This is a genomic window from Streptomyces venezuelae ATCC 10712, from assembly GCF_008639165.1.
In the GTDB taxonomy this organism is placed as follows: domain Bacteria; phylum Actinomycetota; class Actinomycetes; order Streptomycetales; family Streptomycetaceae; genus Streptomyces; species Streptomyces venezuelae.
The window spans coordinates 4,111,836-4,130,725 of sequence record NZ_CP029197.1; the positions used below are offsets into that span (position 1 = coordinate 4,111,836).

23 protein-coding genes and 1 tRNA gene are annotated in these 18,890 nt (G+C 72.3%); 5 read left to right on the forward strand and 19 right to left on the reverse strand.

Annotated features, from left to right (window positions below; translation table 11 throughout):
- Window positions 1–4: 4 nt before the first annotated feature.
- The 7 genes from DEJ43_RS18860 to DEJ43_RS18885 form a co-directional block, all read right to left on the reverse strand.
- Window positions 5–850, reverse strand: coding sequence for an RNA polymerase sigma factor SigF (locus tag DEJ43_RS18860; protein WP_150161197.1), 846 nt, complete (start codon window positions 848–850; stop codon window positions 5–7).
- Between the two features lie 244 nt (window positions 851–1,094).
- Window positions 1,095–1,388, reverse strand: a complete 294-nt coding sequence (locus DEJ43_RS18865) for a Dabb family protein (RefSeq protein WP_015034986.1) — start codon at window positions 1,386–1,388, stop codon at window positions 1,095–1,097.
- A gap of 10 nt (window positions 1,389–1,398) precedes the next feature.
- Window positions 1,399–1,563 (reverse strand): hypothetical protein, encoded by a 165-nt coding sequence (locus DEJ43_RS37515; protein WP_015034987.1) that lies wholly within the window; start codon window positions 1,561–1,563, stop codon window positions 1,399–1,401.
- 410 nt (window positions 1,564–1,973) lie between these two features.
- Window positions 1,974–2,058 (reverse strand) — tRNA-Ser (locus tag DEJ43_RS18870).
- A gap of 55 nt (window positions 2,059–2,113) precedes the next feature.
- Window positions 2,114–2,542, reverse strand: a complete 429-nt coding sequence (tadA, locus tag DEJ43_RS18875) for a tRNA adenosine(34) deaminase TadA (RefSeq protein WP_041664056.1) — start codon at window positions 2,540–2,542, stop codon at window positions 2,114–2,116.
- A gap of 250 nt (window positions 2,543–2,792) precedes the next feature.
- Entirely contained in the window at window positions 2,793–3,329 is a 537-nt protein-coding gene (locus tag DEJ43_RS18880; RefSeq protein WP_015034989.1) for a tRNA adenosine deaminase-associated protein, read from the reverse strand.
- Between the two features lie 283 nt (window positions 3,330–3,612).
- The gene (locus DEJ43_RS18885) at window positions 3,613–3,822 is read right to left on the reverse strand and encodes a hypothetical protein (RefSeq protein WP_041662680.1); all 210 of its coding nucleotides are present in this window, start codon (window positions 3,820–3,822) and stop codon (window positions 3,613–3,615) included.
- Between the two features lie 93 nt (window positions 3,823–3,915).
- Here DEJ43_RS18885 and upp point away from each other — a divergent pair, with 93 nt between their 5' ends.
- Entirely contained in the window at window positions 3,916–4,551 is a 636-nt protein-coding gene (gene upp, locus DEJ43_RS18890) for a uracil phosphoribosyltransferase (RefSeq protein WP_015034991.1), read from the forward strand.
- 57 nt (window positions 4,552–4,608) lie between these two features.
- On the opposite strand, the gene DEJ43_RS18895 is transcribed toward upp, so the two are convergent.
- Window positions 4,609–5,238 carry a LytR C-terminal domain-containing protein gene (locus DEJ43_RS18895; protein ID WP_015034992.1) on the reverse strand — a complete coding sequence of 210 codons (630 nt, stop codon included), beginning with the start codon at window positions 5,236–5,238 and terminating at the stop codon, window positions 4,609–4,611.
- 117 nt (window positions 5,239–5,355) lie between these two features.
- Window positions 5,356–5,652 (reverse strand): type II toxin-antitoxin system VapB family antitoxin, encoded by a 297-nt coding sequence (locus tag DEJ43_RS18900; protein WP_015034993.1) that lies wholly within the window; start codon window positions 5,650–5,652, stop codon window positions 5,356–5,358.
- Window positions 5,653–5,749: 97 nt separating this feature from the next.
- Here DEJ43_RS18900 and DEJ43_RS18905 point away from each other — a divergent pair, with 97 nt between their 5' ends.
- Window positions 5,750–7,345, forward strand: a complete 1,596-nt coding sequence (locus DEJ43_RS18905) for a helicase HerA-like domain-containing protein (RefSeq protein WP_015034994.1) — start codon at window positions 5,750–5,752, stop codon at window positions 7,343–7,345.
- Between the two features lie 17 nt (window positions 7,346–7,362).
- Here DEJ43_RS18905 and DEJ43_RS18910 read toward each other — a convergent pair whose 3' ends face one another.
- The 5 genes from DEJ43_RS18910 to DEJ43_RS18930 all read right to left on the reverse strand — a co-directional run bounded on the left by DEJ43_RS18910 (window position 7,363) and on the right by DEJ43_RS18930 (window position 11,999).
- Window positions 7,363–8,916 carry a M28 family metallopeptidase gene (locus tag DEJ43_RS18910; protein WP_015034995.1) on the reverse strand — a complete coding sequence of 518 codons (1,554 nt, stop codon included), beginning with the start codon at window positions 8,914–8,916 and terminating at the stop codon, window positions 7,363–7,365.
- Between the two features lie 115 nt (window positions 8,917–9,031).
- Window positions 9,032–9,676, reverse strand: a complete 645-nt coding sequence (locus DEJ43_RS18915; RefSeq protein ID WP_015034996.1) for an HhH-GPD-type base excision DNA repair protein — start codon at window positions 9,674–9,676, stop codon at window positions 9,032–9,034.
- A 42-nt stretch (window positions 9,677–9,718) separates the two neighbouring features.
- Window positions 9,719–10,657 carry a prolyl aminopeptidase gene (pip, locus tag DEJ43_RS18920; protein ID WP_015034997.1) on the reverse strand — a complete coding sequence of 313 codons (939 nt, stop codon included), beginning with the start codon at window positions 10,655–10,657 and terminating at the stop codon, window positions 9,719–9,721.
- Between the two features lie 10 nt (window positions 10,658–10,667).
- Window positions 10,668–11,240, reverse strand: coding sequence for an RBBP9/YdeN family alpha/beta hydrolase (locus DEJ43_RS18925; protein ID WP_015034998.1), 573 nt, complete (start codon window positions 11,238–11,240; stop codon window positions 10,668–10,670).
- A 120-nt stretch (window positions 11,241–11,360) separates the two neighbouring features.
- Complete coding sequence (locus DEJ43_RS18930) at window positions 11,361–11,999, reverse strand: TetR/AcrR family transcriptional regulator (protein ID WP_015034999.1); 639 nt, start codon at window positions 11,997–11,999, stop codon at window positions 11,361–11,363.
- Between the two features lie 175 nt (window positions 12,000–12,174).
- Here DEJ43_RS18930 and wrbA point away from each other — a divergent pair, with 175 nt between their 5' ends.
- A complete protein-coding gene (gene wrbA, locus DEJ43_RS18935; RefSeq protein WP_015035000.1) occupies window positions 12,175–12,783 on the forward strand; it encodes an NAD(P)H:quinone oxidoreductase in 609 nt (202 codons plus the stop codon).
- Between the two features lie 169 nt (window positions 12,784–12,952).
- On the opposite strand, the gene DEJ43_RS18940 is transcribed toward wrbA, so the two are convergent.
- Together DEJ43_RS18940 and DEJ43_RS18945 are read right to left on the reverse strand one after the other, a co-directional pair.
- Window positions 12,953–13,240: a metal-sensitive transcriptional regulator gene (locus DEJ43_RS18940; protein WP_015035001.1), complete on the reverse strand. Its 288-nt coding sequence runs from the start codon at window positions 13,238–13,240 to the stop codon at window positions 12,953–12,955.
- Window positions 13,241–13,337: 97 nt separating this feature from the next.
- Window positions 13,338–14,030, reverse strand: coding sequence for a TetR/AcrR family transcriptional regulator (locus tag DEJ43_RS18945; RefSeq protein WP_015035002.1), 693 nt, complete (start codon window positions 14,028–14,030; stop codon window positions 13,338–13,340).
- Window positions 14,031–14,094: 64 nt separating this feature from the next.
- Here DEJ43_RS18945 and DEJ43_RS18950 point away from each other — a divergent pair, with 64 nt between their 5' ends.
- Window positions 14,095–15,609 carry an MFS transporter gene (locus tag DEJ43_RS18950; protein WP_015035003.1) on the forward strand — a complete coding sequence of 505 codons (1,515 nt, stop codon included), beginning with the start codon at window positions 14,095–14,097 and terminating at the stop codon, window positions 15,607–15,609.
- A gap of 16 nt (window positions 15,610–15,625) precedes the next feature.
- Here DEJ43_RS18950 and DEJ43_RS18955 read toward each other — a convergent pair whose 3' ends face one another.
- Complete coding sequence (locus DEJ43_RS18955; RefSeq protein ID WP_015035004.1) at window positions 15,626–16,168, reverse strand: GNAT family N-acetyltransferase; 543 nt, start codon at window positions 16,166–16,168, stop codon at window positions 15,626–15,628.
- Window positions 16,169–16,329: 161 nt separating this feature from the next.
- Entirely contained in the window at window positions 16,330–16,746 is a 417-nt protein-coding gene (locus DEJ43_RS18960; RefSeq protein WP_041662681.1) for a YciI family protein, read from the reverse strand.
- A 149-nt stretch (window positions 16,747–16,895) separates the two neighbouring features.
- On the opposite strand from DEJ43_RS18960, the gene DEJ43_RS18965 reads away from it, so the two are divergent.
- Complete coding sequence (locus DEJ43_RS18965; protein ID WP_015035006.1) at window positions 16,896–17,525, forward strand: MarC family protein; 630 nt, start codon at window positions 16,896–16,898, stop codon at window positions 17,523–17,525.
- Between the two features lie 161 nt (window positions 17,526–17,686).
- On the opposite strand, the gene DEJ43_RS18970 is transcribed toward DEJ43_RS18965, so the two are convergent.
- A complete protein-coding gene (locus DEJ43_RS18970) occupies window positions 17,687–18,886 on the reverse strand; it encodes a winged helix DNA-binding domain-containing protein (RefSeq protein WP_041664059.1) in 1,200 nt (399 codons plus the stop codon).
- Window positions 18,887–18,890 lie beyond the last annotated feature (4 nt).

Sequence of the window (18,890 nt, forward strand, 5' to 3'; positions counted from 1 at the left end):
CCGGTTACGCCTCGATTCTGTTTGCGGATCTCAAACGTGCGAAGCTCCGGGCGAGGAGCCTTGACACATGCATCTGCGAGACGCCGAGTTCCTGGCTGATCTGAGACTGGGTCAGATTGCTGTAGTAACGCAGCATCAGAATCCGCTGCTCCCGCTCCGGCAGTTGGACGAGCAGGTGCCGGACGAGGTCGCGGTGCTCCACCCCGGCCAGGGCGGGGTCCTCGTAACCGAGCCGGTCGAGCAGCCCGGGCAGCCCGTCGCCCTCCTGCGCGGCCTCCAGGGAGGTGGCGTGGTACGAGCGTCCCGCCTCGATGCAGGCGAGCACCTCGTCCTCGCCGATCCGCAGCCGCTCGGCGATCTCCGCGGTCGTGGGGGAGCGGCCGTGAGCGGTCGTCAGGTCCTCCGTGGCGCCGTTCACCTGGACCCAGAGCTCGTGGAGCCGGCGGGGCACGTGCACGGTGCGGACGTTGTCGCGGAAGTACCGCTTGATCTCGCCGACGACCGTCGGCATGGCGAAGGTCGGGAACTGGACGCCCCGGTCGGGGTCGAAGCGGTCGATCGCGTTGATCAGCCCGATCGTGCCGACCTGGACGACGTCCTCCATCGGCTCGTTGCGGGAGCGGAAGCGGGCCGCCGCGTACCGCACGAGGGGAAGGTTGGCCTCGATGAGGGCCCCGCGCACCCGGTGGTGCTCCGGAGTGCCCGGCTCCAGGTTCTTGAGCTGCCCGAAGAGCACCTGGGTGAGGGCGCGGGTGTCGGCGCCGCGGGTGCTCTGGGGGCGGGGGCGCGGGGCCTCCGGGCCGCCCGCCTCGTGCTGGGGCGGGACCTGAGGTGCTGTACTGGCCGGCACGTTCACGCCACCCCTTTGGCTGGTCTTGCTGGTCGACTGGGTCAACTACGGTCAACTCATCCGTCAAAAGCGGTCATAGCATCACAAGACATGTCCACTGTGTGCAAGCACCGCATTGCCACGTGTTGAGGGCATATTGGCGGAAAAAGGGGAGGTCACGCAGGGAATCGCCCATGAAGAAGGCCCCCCACCTCGATGGCGGAGGGCCTGCGGGGCATTCGGTCGAACCCCGGGGCGTAACGGGCTAGAACGCGTAGTCCGCGATCACCCAGGTGGCGAACTCACGCCACTGCGCGACACCCGCCTGGTGCGCCGGGTGCTCCAGGTAGCGCTGGAGCGCGTCCGTGTCCTCGACCGCCGAGTTGATGGCGAAGTCGTACGCGATCGGCCGGTCCGTGATGTTCCAGTCGCACTCCCAGAAGCGCAGCTCCGGAATCTGGTCGCCGAGCGCGCGGAACGCCTCGACGCCGGCGACCACCCGCGGCTCGTCGCGTGCGACGCCGTCGTTGAGCTTGAACAGGACCAGATGGCGGATCACGAAAGGGCTCCTAGTTGATGAGTTCGGTCATGAACTCGCCGACACCCTGGGCGGCGCTGGAAATGCCCTCGAACCCTACCTGCACGAGATCGGCCGCCCGGGCCGGGGACGTGACGATCGTGTACAGCACAAAGACCACGACCGCGTACAGCGCGACCTTCTTCGCTTGCACCATTGCCAGTCCTCCCCTGCTCCCCCGCCTGTTCCCCCGCCGTACGACCGCGCCACTCTAACCGAGGCTTTATGGACCAAGGGCCCGGTCATCGAGGCCTTTTGCCGCCCCCCGGAAGGGTGACGGGCGAGCAGGATGGATGTCGAGCCCGGCGGATCTGGCAGGAATCCGAAGGGCTCCTGGAACCGGCCCGCACTGCGGGGTCCGCGCCGCGAGCTTCCCCCCTGACCGCGGCGCAGGACTTGTAGGACCGGTTCTCATCGGGGGGAGCGGCTTGTCCCCCCGATGCCGCTCCCCCCGTCCTCACTTCGCCCACCCCGCGGTTCCACGCGGGGGCCGGGCTCCGCTTCCGTCGCGCGTCCCGAAACATGACGAAGGGCCGGTTCCCAGAGGAACCGGCCCTTCGATCGAAGCGGTAGCGGAGGGATTTGAACCCTCGGTGAGTTTCCCCACACTCGCTTTCGAGGCGAGCTCCTTCGGCCGCTCGGACACGCTACCGAGAGAGAGCTTAGCCGAAACTCGCGCTGCGATGAAATCCGTATCCCGCAGCAGGTCAGCGCGTACGGAAGAAGGCGGTCAGCTGCTCCGCGCACTCGGCGCCCAGCACGCCCTGGATCACCTCGGGACGGTGGTTGAGCCTGCGGTCCCGCACGAGGTCCCAGAGGGAGCCGGCGGCGCCCGCCTTCTCGTCCGGGGCGCCGAACACCACCCGTTCGACCCGCGACTGGACGAGCGCGCCCGCGCACATCACGCACGGCTCCAGGGTCACGACGAGCGTGCAGCCCGTCAGGCGCCACTCCCCGGTCGCCACGGCCGCCCGGCGCAGGGCGAGCACCTCGGCGTGCGCGGTGGGGTCACCGGTCGCCTCCCGCTCGTTGTGCGCGCGGGCGAGCACCGCGCCGTCGGGACCGAGCACGACCGCGCCGACCGGTACGTCACCGGCCGGCAGGGCCGCGTCGGCCTCGGCGAGGGCGATCCGCATGACGTCCCGCCAGGGGTCCCTGACGGGATCGGTCACGGGCCCGGGCGCCGGATCGCCCGAAGGGCCGCTCGGGGTGGCGTTCGCAGGGTCGCCCGAGGGGCCGCTCGCGGGGGCGTTCGCAGGGTCGGTCGAAGCGCGGTTCATAGGGTCGGTCACAGGGTCGGTCGACGGCCGGTCACGGGGCCGGTCGTCGGTTCGGGGCCGGGGACCGGGTCGGTCGTCGGGTCGGGGACGGGTACGGCACGTGCCACTAGCGGACGGCCTCCAGGACCTCGGCGGCCCCCAGCGCGTCCGCGATCTCCGCGAGCGCGTCGCTGTCGAGCGCCAGCAGGTCGGCCGCCGACATGCCGAGGTCGGCCAGGATCAGCCGGTCGCCGACCGGAGCGGCCGGCACGGCCTCGGCCGCGACGCTCGTCTCCTCGTCGTCCTCGTCCGAGTCGCCGTCGAGCGGCTCCCCGTCCTCCGTGCCGTCCAGGTCCAGCGATTCCAGCTCGTCGACGATGTCGTCCAGGTCGTCGCCGAGGATCTCCCGGGTGAGGATCTCCCCGTACGAGGAACGGGCGGCGGCGGCGCCGTCCGAGACGTAGACGCGAGGGTCTTCCTCACCCTCGATCCGCACGATCCCGAACCACGCGTCCTCCTGCTCGATGAAGACGATCACCGTGTCGTCGTCCGAGGCCTCGCGGGCGAGCTCGGTCAGATCCGACAGGGTCTCCACGTCGTCGAGCTCCGTGTCGCTCGCTTCCCACCCGTCTTCGGTGCGCGCGAGCAGTGCGGCGAAGTACACCTGACTCTCTCCCACTGATCAGAGGTGTGACGATCCGGCGGCGCGCTGCTGATGCCCCGCCCAATCGGCATCGTGACAGAAACGACGCCCGCAGGAGAGGTCTTCGGCTCTTGCGTCGTGCATCAGTCTGAACGACCCCGCGATCGGGTGGGCGTGCGACCCCGGCGCACACAGGGGGCGCACGGAGGGACGGGGCAGCGGCGGCACGGGAGCGGGGCCGGGACGCGGCGGGGAAGGGCGCGGGAGCGTCGGCACGGTCCGTGCGGGCGCTCGTACGGGCTCCTCACCAGCGGAAGGTCCGCATCCGCATCGCCTGGCGCATCCGCGCCGCTCTCGCCCGCCGGGGCTGCACGCGCTCGCGCAGCGCCTTGGCCTCGCCCAGCTCACGCAGGAACTGGGCGCGGCGCCTGCGGCGCTCCGCGTCCGTCTCCGGTGCCGGCCTGCGGGCCGCCCCCTCGGCGGCGCCGTCGGCCGGTTCTTCCAGGTCGGGCATCGGCCACTCCACCCCATCGCTGGGTTCCCGTGCCACCCACCTTCCCCCAGTGGCGTGGGTCGATGCCAGTGCGCGGCGGGCTACTGTTGAGTCATGCGTCTCCACGTCGTCGATCACCCGCTGGTCGCCCACAAGCTCACCACGCTGCGCGACAAGCGCACGGATTCCGCGACCTTCCGTCGGCTCGCCGACGAGCTGGTCACCCTGCTCGCCTACGAGGCCACCAGGGACGTCCGGACCGAGCAGGTCGACATCGAGACCCCCGTCACGCCCACGACCGGCGTGAAGCTGTCGTACCCGCGTCCGCTGGTGGTCCCGATCCTGCGCGCCGGACTCGGCATGCTCGACGGCATGGTCCGGCTGCTCCCGACCGCCGAGGTCGGCTTCCTCGGCATGATCCGCAACGAGGAGACGCTGGAGGCGTCGACCTACGCCACGCGGATGCCGGAGGACCTCTCGGGCCGCCAGGTGTACGTCCTGGACCCGATGCTGGCGACCGGCGGCACGCTCGTCGCGGCGATCCAGGAGCTCATCAAGCGCGGCGCCGACGACGTGACCGCGGTCGTGCTCCTCGCCGCCCCGGAGGGCGTCGAGGTCATGGAGCGCGAACTCGCGGGCACCCCCGTCACCGTCGTGACGGCCTCGGTCGACGAGCGCCTGAACGAGAACGGCTACATCGTCCCGGGCCTGGGCGACGCGGGCGACCGCATGTACGGCTCCGCCGAGTAGGCCACAGCCGGCTCCGCCGAGTAAGCCACAGCCGGCTCGGCCGAGTAGACCCTTACGTCAGCACTTTCCGGTCGGTACGGGCGCGGGCTTGGTCAGGGCGACCAGGGCCGCGTCCGCCGTCGTTTTCGGGTCCAGGTTCTTGAAGGCGGTCCCGATGATCAGGTCCACGTCCGCCGTGCCCCGGGTGTCCGTCTTGGTCGTGGCGCCCTTGAGCTGGGTGCCGAGGACCGGGAAGGCTCCCTTGGCGGCGGTGGTGGCGCCGAGCAGCAGGCCGGTGCCGGGGACCTTCTTGTCGTAGGCGGTGGGCGCGTTCCCCACCTTGCCGATCTTGAAGCCGCGCTTCTTGAGCTCGTCCGCGGTCGTCTTGGCGAGCCCGCTGCGCGGGGTCGCGTTGTAGACGTTGACCGTGATCTGGGCGGGCTTGGGGAGGGCGGCGGCGGGCGGCGGCGTCGCCTTGGCGACGGGTTTGCAGTCGGCCTGTCGGCCGGCCGTCGTCTTCTTGCCCTCGTCGCCCGAGAAGACGTCGACGAGCTGGAGCGTGCCCCAGCCGGCGGCGCCGAGCACGACCACGGCGGCCGCGGCCGCGAGGACGATCCTGCGACGGCGCCGCGGGCGGCGCATGCGGGGGTACGTGTCCCCTGTGATGCGGTACTTTCCGCCCATTCCGGGGGGAGTGAGCATGCTCATGAACGCAGCGTAATGCCGCCGGTCGGCGATGCCTACTTGATGATCATGTGATCGCGTCCGGATGGGGGCGAACTGACCCCGAAAGGGTCAGCGGGAACGGGGCCGTGGGGCGCCGTCTCAGTCCATTTCCAGGACGCGGGCGTGCAGCACCTGGCGCTGCTGGAGCGCCGCGCGGACGGCGCGGTGCAGTCCGTCCTCGAGGTAGAGATCGCCCTGCCACTTCACGACGTGCGCGAAGAGGTCGCCGTAGAAGGTGGAGTCCTCGGCGAGCAGCGTCTCCAGGTCCAGCTGGCCCTTGGTGGTGACCAGCTGATCGAGGCGGACCGGGCGCGGGGCGACGTCCGCCCACTGCCGGGTGCTTTCCCGGCCGTGGTCGGGATACGGCTTTCCGTTTCCGATGCGCTTGAAGATCACACGGAAAGCCTACCGGGCGAGCGGCTCCCGGCGCAGCCATGCGCCACCGGTGCGATGCTGGTGCAAACCATGACAAAACCGAAATCGGGGTGCTGTGATGGGCGTGAGTGAGCAGCCACCGGCCGCGCCGGGCGGCCCCGCCGCCGAGATCGCCGCCGGGTACGCCTTCGAGGGAGCGGCACTCGATCTGGGGGCACTGCTCTGGGACGGCGGCTGTCACCCGGACGCGCCGGTCCGCATCCCACTGCCCGTGCTCAACCGGCACGGCCTGGTCGCCGGCGCCACCGGCACGGGCAAGACGAAGACGCTCCAGCTGATCGCCGAGCAGCTCTCGGCGCACGGCGTGCCCGTCTTCCTCGCCGACATCAAGGGCGACGTCTCCGGCGTCTCGGCCCCCGGCGAGGACGGCGAGAAGGTGCGGGAGCGGGCCGCCCAGGTGGGGCAGGAGTGGCGGGCGACCGGCTTCCCCTGCGAGTTCTACGGGCTCGGCGGGACCGGCCCCGGCATCCCGGTGCGCGCGACGGTGACCAGCTTCGGCCCCGTACTCCTGTCGAAGGTGCTCCAGCTCAACCAGACGCAGGAGCAGTCGCTCGGCCTGATCTTCCACTACGCCGACGCCAAGGGCCTGGAGCTGGTGGACCTCAAGGACCTGCGGGCGGTGGTGGCGTTCCTGGTCTCGGACACCGGGAAGGCCGAACTCAAGGGGATCGGCGGTCTCTCGACGGTGACGGCCGGGGTGATCCTGCGGTCGATCACGGCCTTCGAGCAGCAGGGCGCGGGAGACTTCTTCGGGGAGCCGGAGTTCGACACGTCCGAGTTCCTGCGGACGGCCGCGGACGGGCGGGGGATCGTCTCGGTCCTTGAGCTGCCGGCGGTGCAGGACAAGCCGCAGCTGTTCTCGACCTTCCTGATGTGGATGCTGGCGGACCTCTTCCACGACCTGCCGGAGGTCGGCGACCTGGAGAAGCCGAAGCTGGTGTTCTTCTTCGACGAGGCGCACCTGCTGTTCAGCGGGGCGTCGAAGGCGTTCCTGGCGTCGATCACCCAGACCGTGCGGCTGATCCGCTCGAAGGGCGTCGGGGTCTTCTTCGTGACGCAGACGCCGAAGGACGTGCCCTCGGACGTGCTCGCCCAGCTGGGCAACCGGGTGCAGCACGCGCTGCGGGCGTTCACACCGGACGACGCCAAGGCCCTGAAGGCGACGGTGCGGACCTTCCCGAACTCGCCGTACGACCTGGAGGAGGTGCTCACGGGCCTCGGTACGGGCGAGGCGGTGATCACCGTACTGAGCGAGAGGGGCGCGCCGACCCCGGTGGCGGCGACCCGGCTGCGGGCGCCGGAGTCGCTGATGGGCCCGATCGACGCGGCCGCGCTGGACGCGGCGGTGAAGGGCTCGCCGCTGTACGGGCGGTACGCGGAGGCGGTGGACCGCGAGTCGGCGTACGAGAAGCTGACGGCCGAGCAGCGGGCGGCGGAGGCGGCGGCGGTCGAGGCCGCGGCGGCCGAGGAGGCGGAGAAGGCGGCGAAGGCCGAGGGGGCGGGAGCGAGGGCTCCTCGTCGGAAGGAGGAGCCCTCGCTGGCCGAACAGGTGGTGGGCAGTGGGATCTTCAAGTCCCTGGCGCGCTCGATCGGCACCCAGCTGGGCCGGGAGATCAGCCGCTCGGTCTTCGGCACCGCCCGCCGGAGGAGATGAGGGTCAGGCGGCGGGGGTCAGGAGGTGACCTCGTCGTGGTCGGCGTGCAGGCCGCCGCCGCTGCCCGCGTCGCCGGTGGTCGGGACGGAGACGACCGGCTTGCGCAGCGAGGAGATGTCGTGGGCGTAGGTGCCCACGGCGTTGGCGATGACGTCGATGTTCACGTCGAAGGCCGTCATGTTGATGTTCTTCAGGTCGTCGCCCTTGGCGTGGTAGTTCACGTCGTACGCGACGCCCGCCGTCCCGCCGAACTTGGCGGCTTGGCCCGCGGTCTTGATGCCCTCGGCGCCGGTGAAGGTGCCGCCGGAGGGGATGCCGACCTCGATGAACGGGCCGTAGTCGGAGCGGCCGGTGAAGTCGGTGCCCTCGTGCGGGACTCCGCGCTTGTCCATGAAGTCGGTGATGTCGCGCTCCAGCTGGGCGGAGCCGGCCGGGCCCGCGCCGGCGCCGGTGGCGTCGGAGTCGTCGCCGTCGTAGACGAACAGGCCGTAGTTCGGCGAGGCGATCATGTCGAAGTTGAGGTAGAGCTTGATCTCGTTCTTGTCGAGCGAGCTCAGGTTCTTGACGTAGTGCTCGGAGCCGAGGAGCCCGTTCTCCTCGGCCGACCACCAGGCGAAGCGGACCTTGTTGCGGACCTTGTCCTTCGACTTGGCGAGCTCCAGGGCGGTCTGGAGGAGACCGGCGGAGCCGGAGCCGTTGTCGTTGATGCCGGGGCCGGCGGTGACGGAGTCGAGGTGCGAGCCGAGCATCACGGTGTTGGCGGCGTTGCCGCCGCGGGTCTCCGCGATGACGTTGTTGGTGGACCGGATCTGCTGGAGCTGGCGGATCTCCAGCGACAGCGAGACGGGGCCGGCCGCGAGGTCGGCGGCGAGCTGCTCGCCCTGCGCCTGGGTGAGGCCACCGGTCGGGATCTTGCCGGAGGCGGCGTCGCCGAGGGTGCCGGAGAGGGCGCCGGCGGTGTTGTTGTAGATGACGGCGGCGGCGGCGCCGGCCGCGGCGGCGTTCTGCTGCTTGACCGCGAAGGTGCAGCCGCCGCGCTTGATCAGCGCGATCTTGCCGGTGAAGGTGCCGGAGGCGAAGTCGCCCGGCTCGCAGCCGGTGGTGCCGTCGGCGTCGACGGGCACGGCCGCGAGGGCCGCGGTGATGCCGCCGACCGGGGTGGACTTGGTGTACGTCATCGCCTTGATGTCGAGGGTCCGGGGCGCGGGCGAGACGACCGAGGCCTTCTCGGCGAGCGTCTCCGTGTACTCGAAGTCGAACTTCTGGTACCTGACGTCGTATCCGGCCTTCTTGAGCTGCGTGTAGACGTACGCGGCCGAGGCGTCGTGGCCGAGCGAACCGGCGGCGCGGTGGCCGCCGGCCGAGTCGGCTATCGCCTGGAACTTCTGCAGGTGCTTGTAGGCATCCTGGGCGGAGGTTTCGCGGACCAGCTTCTTCGCCAGCTTGGCGGCATCGCGGGCGGGTGCTGCCGTGGGGTCCTGCCCGGCGGTGGCGGGCGAGGCGAGGACCAGCGGGGTGGCGAGGGCGGCGGCGGCCAGAACGGCCGCGGCCCGGCGCTGGGTAGCGTTCACAGAAGTCCTTCCCGTTACGGACGAGGTTGAGGGGAAGTTAGCGATCTGCGGGTCGGTCTGTGAACACCTTCTCCACAATTCCTGTCACGTAGAGCAGGAATGAAATCTGGAATTATCAATTCCCTGATCTTTTGGGGTCCTTGGCGGCTTTCGCGGCTTTCGCCGCCGCCTTCATCTCCTGCTTGTGGGCCCGCACCTTCGCCAGCGACTCCGGGCCCGTGATGTCGGCCGCCGAGCGGTACGCGCCCTGCTCGCCGTACGCCCCCGCCGCCTCCCGCCAGCCCGTCGGCCGCACCCCGTACTGCTTGCCGAGCAGGGCCAGGAAGATCTGCGCCTTCTGCTTCCCGAAGCCCGGCAGCGCCTGGAGCCGGGCGAGCAGCTCCTTCCCGGTCGCCGCGTCCGCCCACACGGCCCGGGCATCGCCGCCGTACTCCTCGACGAGGAACCGGCACAGCTGCTGCACGCGCTGCGCCATCGACCCCGGGTAGCGGTGCACGGCGGGCTTCTCGGAGAGCAGCGCGGCGAACTCCTCCGGGTCGCGGGCGGCGATCTCGTGCGCGTCGAGATCGTCCGCACCGAGCCGGGAGGCGATGGTGTACGGCCCGGAGAACGCCCACTCCATCGGGACCTGCTGGTCCAGGAGCATGCCGACGAGCGCGGCCAGCGGGGACCGGCCGAGCAGCGCGTCGGCGTCCGGCTGCTGGGCGAGGTGGATCTCGGGGTGGGCGGACTCGGACGGGCTCTGGGAAGCGGGACTCATGCCCTGATCATCCCGCCCGGCCGGGACGCCCGCCCGGTGGGTTCACCCCTTCGCGAAGCGGTCGAGCGTGGCGAGGACGAGCTCCTTGGTCTCGGTCCCGCCCAGGTGACCGGCGCTCTCGACGACGTGCAGCTCGGCGTCCGGCCAGGCGCGCGACAACTCCCAGGCGGTGTCGAGCGGGCCGGCCATGTCGGTCCGGCCGTGGATCAGGACGCCGGGGATGCCGGCCAGCCGGTGGGCGTCACGGATGAGGGCCCCCTCGTCGAGCCACGCGCCGTGCGCGAAGTAGTGCGAGCAGATCCGGACGAAGCCGAGCCGGGCGTCGTCGACCCGGTCGGTGTACGGGGTGCCCATGCCCTCCATCGAGAGGACGGCGTCCTCCCAGGCGCACCAGTCGGCCGCGGCCTTCTCCCGGACGGACCGGTCGGGGTGCTCCATGAGCGCCGCGTACGCGCCGACCAGGTCGTCCGCGTGGCCCGCCCCTTCGCGGAAGCGCGCGTGGGCCTCCGGGAAGAAACGGGCGACGCCCTCGTACAGCCAGGCCGTCTCGGACCGCCGGGTCGTCGTGACGGCCGCGATCACGATCTCCGTCACCCGCTCCGGGTACACCTCCGCGTACGCCAGGATCAGCGTGGAGCCCCAGGAGCCGCCGTACAGCAGCCACTGCTCGATCCCGAGGTGCTCGCGCAGCCGCTCCATGTCCGCGACCAGGTGCGCCGTGGTGTTCACCGCCATGTCGGCGGCCGGGTCGCTCGCGTGCGGGGTGGAGCGGCCGCAGCCCCGCTGGTCGAAGAGGACCAGGCGGTACGCCTCCGGGTCGAAGTAGCGCCGGCTGCCCGGGGAGGAGCCGGAGCCGGGCCCGCCGTGGACGACGAGCGCGGGCTTGCCCTGCGGGTTGCCGGAGACCTCCCAGTGCACGAGGTTGCCGTCGCCCACGTCGAGCAGGCCCTGGTCGTACGGTGCGGTGGCGTCGGAGTACATCCGGCCGAGCCTAACGGCCCGTGATCCGCACCGCCGGGTCTTCGCACCACGCCAGCAGCGCGGGCCACTCCCCGAACCCCGAGTCGGGGTTGAGGTGCCCGCCGCCCGGTACACGGTCCAGGTCCAGGCCCAGCGGCCGGCCGTAGGACAGGTCGGCGCCCTCGGGGCAGTACGGGTCCCCGTCGCCGTACACGAGACGGGCGTCGAGCCCCGCCTCGGTCAGGTCGAGTCCGTCGGCGAAGGCGGCGATCGGGGCGATCGAGGCGGTGACGGACGGGGAGGGCGGGGCGACGAGCAGAACGCGGTCGGCCCGCGGCCTGCGGGTGCCCGCCCGCAGCCAGAGCAGCACGGACAGACTGTGCGCGAGCACCACGAACTCGCCCTCGGCGGGGCGGGACCCGTGCTCGTCGAGCGCGTCGAGCCAGTCGTCGAGCACGGGCGCCTCGGGTTCGGGCAGCTGCGGGTACCGCACGTGATGCCCCCGCTCCCGCAGCCGCTGCGCGAGCCAGTGCTGCCAGTGCCCGGGCGGCCGCCGGTTCTCGTAACCGTGGAGGACGAGGAAGGTCTTGGGTGGGGTGGTCATGGCGGGATGGTGCGACCGGAAGCGGGCCGGGGTCCACCGAGTTCCACACCGTGGACGGGCGGGGGCCCCGCGCCAGGACCTCAGGCGCGCAGCCGCACGCGGGGGCCCCGCGCCAGGACCTCAGGCGCGCAGCCGCAGCAGGTGGCGTACGCCCGCCTTGAGGCGGACCGCCGACAGCTCCTGTTCGACGGCCAGATGGTGCATCACGTCCGGTGAGAACGGCGCGAGCAGCAGATGCGCGAGGAGCGTGCTGTCGGAGCCGGGCCTGAGCTGGCCGATCAGCAGGGCCGCGTGCGTGTGCATCACCCGGTAGGCACCGCTGTGGTACCGGGCGCGCGGCGAGGCCGAGTGCGCCGCGAGCAGGATCGAGCGCTGCTCGCCGATCCGGTCGACGAGCGCGTCGAGGAAGGCGTCGAGGCGTTCCCCGGCGGGCACGCCGGGCCCGAGCGGCGGCGGGCCGGTCATGAACGCCTCCTGGAACCGGCGCTCGCGGTCGTCCAGGAGCGCCCACAGAAGCTGGGAGACGTCGCCGAAGCGGCGGTAGACGGTGCCGACGCCGATGCCGCTGGCGTGGGCGACCTGGTTCATCGTGACGGCCTCGGGGCCGTCCTCGGCGATGATCCGGGCCGTGGCGTCGAGGATCTTGCGCCGGTTGCGGGCCGCGTCGGCGCGCTCGGGGGCGGGGGCGTCCACGGTGGGCAGCAGACCGGCCGACGGCACCGCCGCCGCGCCTCCGGCCCGCGGATACTCCGTGCTCATCTGGCGACTCCCTGCGCTTGGCGCGCTCGTCCTCGGCGCGCTGGTCCGTCCGCGTCCCGTCTCCCCCTGCCGGTCGGCCTCGAAGTGAGCATACCCGTCCCCCTTGCAAAGCGGATAGCAATCCGCTTAGTCTCGAAGCGTCGAAGCGGAAAGTAATCCGGTTGAGGAGCTCGCCATGTCCGTGAAGGTCGCCGTCATCTACTACTCGGCCACGGGTGCCGTTCACCAGCTCGCCCAGGCGGTCGCCGAGGGCGCCGAGAAGGCCGGCGCCGAGGTGCGGCTGCGCCGGGTGCCCGAGCTCGCTCCCGACGCCGCCATCGACTCGAACCCGGCCTGGCGCGCCCATGTGGACGCCACCGGTGACGTGGAGGTCGCCACCCTGGACGACCTGGAGTGGGCGGACGCGTACGCCTTCGGCTCGCCGACCCGCTTCGGCAACGTGGCCGCGCAGCTGAAGCAGTACATCGACACGTCCGGCGGGCTGTGGCAGCGCGGCGTGATGGCGGACAAGCCGGCGACGGCGTTCACCAGTGCGCACAACCTGCACGGCGGCAACGAGTCGACGCTGCTCGCGCTCTACAACACCTTCCACCACTGGGGCTCGGTCATCGTCTCGCCCGGCTTCACCGACCCGGCGGTCTACGCGGCCGGCGGCAACCCGTACGGCACGGCGCACCCGGGCGCGAACGGTGCCCCGGGGGAGAGCGTCCTGGAGGCCGCCCGCTACCAGGGCCGCCGCCTGACGAAGATCGCGAAGCGCCTGAAGGGCCTCGCGGACGACTGATCCGCGGCCTCAAGGACGACGGATTCGCGGCCTTGCGGACGACGGATTCGCGGCCGCGCGGACGACCGACCCGCGGCCTTGCGGATGCGTAGACCCCCGGGGTGAGGCACCCCGGGGGTCTCGCTGCGACCTTTCGGCGCCCGTCTCGTCGCGCGTTCTCGCCGCCCGGCTACGCGAGCGAGAGGAAGAGCTTCTCCAGCCGGGCCCGCATCGCGTCACGGTCCTCGCCGTCGCGGATGCCGCCCTCGACATCGGTCAGGCACTGCTGGAGTCCGGTCGCGATGATCGCGAACCCGGCCCGGTCGAGCGCCCGCGAGGCGGCGGCGAGCTGCGTCACGACCTCCTCGCAGTCCCGGCCCTCCTCGATCATCCGGATCACCCCGGAGATCTGGCCCTGGGCCCGGCGCAGCCGGTTCAGTACCGACTTCAGCTCCGCACCCGCGAGATCCAGTTCCACAGCCACTCCTCCACAGATACCCCGGGGGGTGAATTACTCCCCCCGTGCGGGGCCCGTCGAAGACGCCCGTCGAACACCAAGGATGACATCCGGACGGTCAGGACGCGGGCGCGTACCGGCGGAGGAACATCTCCACCCCGTCGACGACGAGCCGCTCGGCCAGGTCCTCGGTGAGCTCCGCGCCATGCTGCTCGAAGACCATCTGCGGGAAGACGAGCAGCGAGTAGAGCTGGAGGACGGCCACCTCCGTGTCGGGCACGTCGAGCAGCCCGCGGTCCGCGAGCGCGCGCAGCGCTTCGGCCACGGCCGGGTGGTGGCCGGCCGGGCCGTGCGCCCGCCAGGCGCGGCCCAGCTCGGGGAAGCGGTGGAGCTCGCTTGCCACCAGGGTGCGCAGGGCGCGGCCCTCGGCGTCGGCGCGTACGGCCCGGCCCCAGGCGCGGCCGGTCTCGGTGAGCGCGGCCTTGAGCTGCTCGGGCCCCTCGGCCTCGACGAGCCGCCCGAGGTCGGACGCCTTCCCGGTCGGCTGCCCGACCTGCTCCCCGTTTTGCTCCCCGTTCTGCTCCCCGCCGGTCAGCGGCTCGTCGATGACGCCCGCGACCACGGCCGTGAACAGGGCTTCCTTGCTGCCGAAGTGGTTGTAGACGGTCACCTTGGAGACGCCCGCCTCGGCGGCGATGGCGTCCATGCCGACGCCGAAGCCCTCGCGGAGGAAGAGGTCGCGGGCGGCCCGCACGATGGCCTGGCGCTTACGGGCGGCCCGGGGGCCGGTGGGGGCGGGCTTGGCGTCCATGGGGCCACCCTACCAACGTAACTGTACTCTTGAGTTCAACTGTACTGTGCCGTACAGTTCAGTTATGTCCACCGAAGCCGCCGTACCCACCCCTGCCCACCACTCCGGCCGGCCCCGCCCCGACCCCCGCCGCTGGACCGCCCTCGCGCTGATCTGCGCCGCCCAGTTCATGCTGGTCCTCGACGTGACCGTGGTGAACGTCGCACTGCCCGCGCTCGCCGCCGACCTCGGCCTCGACCGCACCGCCCTGACCTGGGTCGTCACCGCGTACACCCTCTGCTTCGGCGGACTGATGCTCCTCGGCGGCCGCCTCGCCGACGCCCTCGGCGCCCGCCGCGTCCTGCTCACCGGCCTCGCCCTCTTCACCGCCGCGTCCCTCGCCTGCGGCCTCGCGCCGGACGCCGCCGTCCTGCTCGGCGGCCGCGTCGCCCAGGGCATCGGCGCCGCCCTGCTCTCCCCGGCGGCGCTCGCCCTGGTCACCACGGTGTTCCACGGCCCGGAACGGCACCGGGCGCTCGGTGTCTGGGCGGCCGTCGGCGGCACCGGCTCCGCCGTCGGCGTCCTGCTCGGCGGCGCCCTCACCGCGGGCCCGGGCTGGCCGTGGGTCTTCTACGTCAACGTGCCGGTGGGCCTCGCGGTCCTCGCGGCCCTCCCCAGGTTCGTACCGAAACCGGAGCCGGAGCCGCAGCCGAAGCCGGAGCCGAAGCCGGAAACGCCAGACCACAGGGCGAAGACGTCCGACCGCACGGCGAAGACGCGCGGCGGCGGTCTCGACATCCCCGGCGCCGTCCTCGTCACCACCGCCACCGGCGCCCTCGTCTACGGACTCGTCCGGGCCGGCGACACCGGCTGGACCTCCGCCGCGACCCTGCTCCCCCTGCTCGCCGCGCTCGCCCTCTACGCCGCCTTCGCGGCCGCCGAGCGAACGGTCCGCACCCCGCTCATGGACCTGCGGATGCTCACCCGGCGGCCGGTCGTCGCGGGCTCGCTCCTCATGCTCGTCGCGACGGCGCTCCTGATCTCGTTCTTCTTCCTGGGCTCGGCGCAGCTCCAGCACGTCCACCACCTGGACGCCCTCCGCACCGGCCTCCTCTTCCTCCCCGTGGCGCTCACCACGGCGATCGGCGCCCACCTGGGCTCCCGCCTGGTGGCCACGGCAGGCCCCAGGGCCTGTGCCACGGGCGGCCTGGCGGTCGCCGCCCTCGGCTGTCTCCCGCTGACGTTCCTCGACCCCGGCTCCGGGCCCTGGACGACGCTCCTCCCGGCCCTCGCCACGGCGGCGTTCGGCCTCGGCGCGGTCTTCGTCACGGCGACCACGACCGCCCTGGGCCTGATCACCCCGCACGAGGCGGGCCTCGCCTCCGGCATCGTGAACACCTTCCACGAGCTGGGCGGTTCGATCGGTGTCGCGCTCGTCTCCACCCTCGCCCTGACGGCCACGGCGACCCCCACGCCGGGCGGCCTCACCGCCGCGTACACCCTCTGCACCGTCGCCGCGGCGGCGACGGCCCTGGCCGCGCCCCTCCTGATCCCCCGGGGCGTCCCGCGCCCGACGGGTGGCCCGCACGGGATGCACTGATGGGCCCGACAGGTGGTCAGAGCGGGGCCAGGACCATGAGGATCTCGTCGCGGTCGTCCCCGGGGCCGAGGCGCAGGGCGCCGGGCCAGCGCCCGATCTCCCGCCAGCCGAGGCGACCGTAGAAGGTCTCCAGCCCGACGCCGCCGCGGGCGGCGAGGCGAAGCTGTTCGAGGCCCATCTCGTCCCGGGCGATCCGCCGTACGTGCCGCACGAGCGCGGCCCCGATGCCCCGGCCGCGCAGCCCGGTCCGGGTCTGGACGTGGTGGAGCGTGCCCCAGTGGGCGACCAGCGCGAAGGGGTCACGGCGGACGTTCAGCCAGCCGGCGAGGTCCCCGCCGGCCGACGCGAGCACGAGCCGGCTGGTCTCCGGAGCGAGCCCCGCGACCAGGGAGTCGACGGCGGGGGAGACCTGACCGGCGTCGACGGGCGGGAAGGGGAAGCCCGCCGCCCCGCCGGCGTTGGTCACCTCCACCCAGCAGGCGACGAGCTCTCGCCGCAGTTCCGGTGAGACCTCGTCGGGGGTCGTGACCTGTCGCAGGTCGAGAGCGCTGTCGTCCATGCGGCGGATCCTCGCATCCGGCACGGACAGTGCCGGATGCGAGGAGCGGGCGCCGGTGCCGGATGCGAGCAGCGGGCGCCGGTGCCGGATGCGAGGAGCGGGCGCCGGTGCCGGTACCGGCGCCGCGACCCGGTGACGCCCCACGCCCCGCGCGTGCCCGGTCAGTCCTGGCTCGGGCCGCCTTCGTCCACCTGGCGGATGACCACCGGGTACTCCGGGGCGCCGGCCGGCTGCGGGCAGCGGGCCGCCTGCGCGGCGATCTCGGTGACGCGCTCGAGGGAGGCGCAGTCGACGAGCCAGTACCCCGCGATGACCTCCTTGGTCTCCGCGTACGGGCCGTCGGTGACGACCGGCTTGCCGTCGCCGTCCACCGACACGAACCGGGTGGTGGACGGGGCGGTGAGGCCCTGGGCGTCGATCAGCTCGCCGTTCGCCGTCAGTTCCTCGTTGATCGCGTTCATGTGCGCGAACATCGCCGTGAGATCCGACTTGCTCCAGGCCGGGCTGCTGTCGGTGGGACGGCCCACCATGGCCTCGTAGTCGGCCTGGGAGCCCTGCACCATCACCAGGTACTTCATGACGTCCTCCTCGCTTCCGATTCCGGTCTCCCCGGGGAGCCCCAGGGGGCCTCTCGCAGAACAGTCGGAGCCGCGGGCCGCTTCTCGACACCGCGCGGGCACCGGCCGGAAAACCCGGAGAAATCACCCGCCCGCACCATGATTCCGGTGTGAACCCCTTCAGCTACTCCGCCGCATTCATCACCTTCTTCTCCGTGGTCGGCCCCCCGAAGGTGCTCCTCGCCTTCGCCGGCCTCGCCCAGGTCCACCCCGCGCGCCAGATGCGGACCCTCGCCCTGATCTCCTCGGGCGTGGCCGTCCTCGTCGGCCTGGTCACCGGCATCACCGCCCCGTGGCTGCTGAACGTCTTCCACATCAGCACCCCGGCGCTCCAGCTCGCGGGCGGCATCATCTTCTTCATCTACGCCGTCGGACTCGTCCTCGGTCTCCACCTCGGCACCAGCCCGACCCACCAGGACGCCCCGGACCTGACCAGCGGCGTGCGCGAACTGCTCATGCCGTACGTCGTGAGCCCGCTCGCCATGACCGCCGTGCTCATCGAGGCGGCCGCCCGCGACTCCTTCAGCTGGCGCTCCACGGTCGTGGGCGCGTACGTCTCCGTCATCGCGATCGACCTGATCTGCGTGCTGGTGCTCGCGAAGATCCTGCGGCGCACCCACCACGCCACGATCGAGCTCCTCGGCCGCCTCCTGGGCCTGCTGCTCGCCGCCGTCGGCGTCGACCTGGTCCTCGACGGCCTCTCCGACCTGGGCATCCCGGGCCTGTACCTGCGGCACTGACCGTACGTGCGGCCTGACCGTACGTGCCGGACGGACCGTGAGTACGGCAGTGACCGTGAGTACGGCAGTGACCGTACGTACCCCACGGACCCTACGTACGGCACCGACCGCACCCGCGGCGCCGGCCGTCCCAGCCGGTCGAGGACACGAGGGAAACGGACTCAGCCCCCGCTCAACTCCCGCTCCAGCGGCGTCCGGAACCGGGGCGTCACCCGTACGCCGCCCACCCAGCCCGCGAGCCGCTCCGCCTCCGCCGCGATGGCCCGCTCCGCCGCCGCGCCCACGTCGGTGAGCAGCCGGTGGACGATCTCGCCGTCCGGGCGCTGCGCCCAGCCCCCGACGACCCGGCCGTTCCACCACACGGTGGGCCCGATGTTCCCGCTACGGTCGTACAGCGCCGCCCGGTGCTCCGGGTCCAGGTACCAGTCGCGGGCCTGCCAGCCCATCGGCGTCGGGTCGAGCGCGGGCAGCAGCGCGGCCCAGGGCTCCGCGTCCGCTCCCGACTCCGGATCCGGTACGGGGTCGACGTCGTCCGGCAGGACGAAACCGGTGCCTTCGTCGAGCGTCACCCGGACCGCGCCCACCGAGGCGAGCGCGCCCCGCACGTCCGTCACCTTCCACCCGGTCCACCATTTCAGATCCGCCTCGGTCGCCGGCCCGCAGGCCGCCAGCCAGCGCCGGATCAGCTCCGCCCGCGCCTCCGCCGGATCGAGCGCCGGGTGGGGATCGGCGGGCGCCCACCGGAACCGGCTCGACGTCCACGTCCCCTGCGGCCGGCCCCGTACGATCCGCCCCTCCATGCCGAGGACCCGCAGCACCCGGCTCGCGACGGACTGGACGCCCTCCTGGCGCGTGCCCTTCCCGTACACATACGTCGATCTCAACACCGGTACCGCAAGGCCGAGTTCGCTCCCGGTCGCCTCGCCCCGTACGGCCAGCTCGGCGAGGACGAGCCGCTCCGTCTCCGCCAGCCACTTCGCGTCGAAGGCGCTCCCTGCGGCCAAGTGGCCGAGCAGAACGGTCCGTTCGCGAACGGCCGCCGGATCGGTGGTGGAGGCCTGCACGGCGGCGGCGAGAGCGGCCGGGAAGACGAAGACGGTGTGCCGCATGCCGTGCATCCGGACCAGCGACCGGTCCTCGTACAGCGCCCGCTCGACGTCCCCGACCGGACCGACCCCCTCCCGCAGCCGTGCCCCCACCGACAGGAACACACTCGCCGGATCCGTCCCGTGCAGCGCGACGAGCGCCCCCGCGACCTCCTCCGCCGTCCCGCCCCGCGCACTCCCGGCCAGCCGGTGCCGCACCCCGAGCCGCGCCCGGCGCTCCGCACCACCGATCGTCCTCGCCGTCGTCTCAGCCATGCCC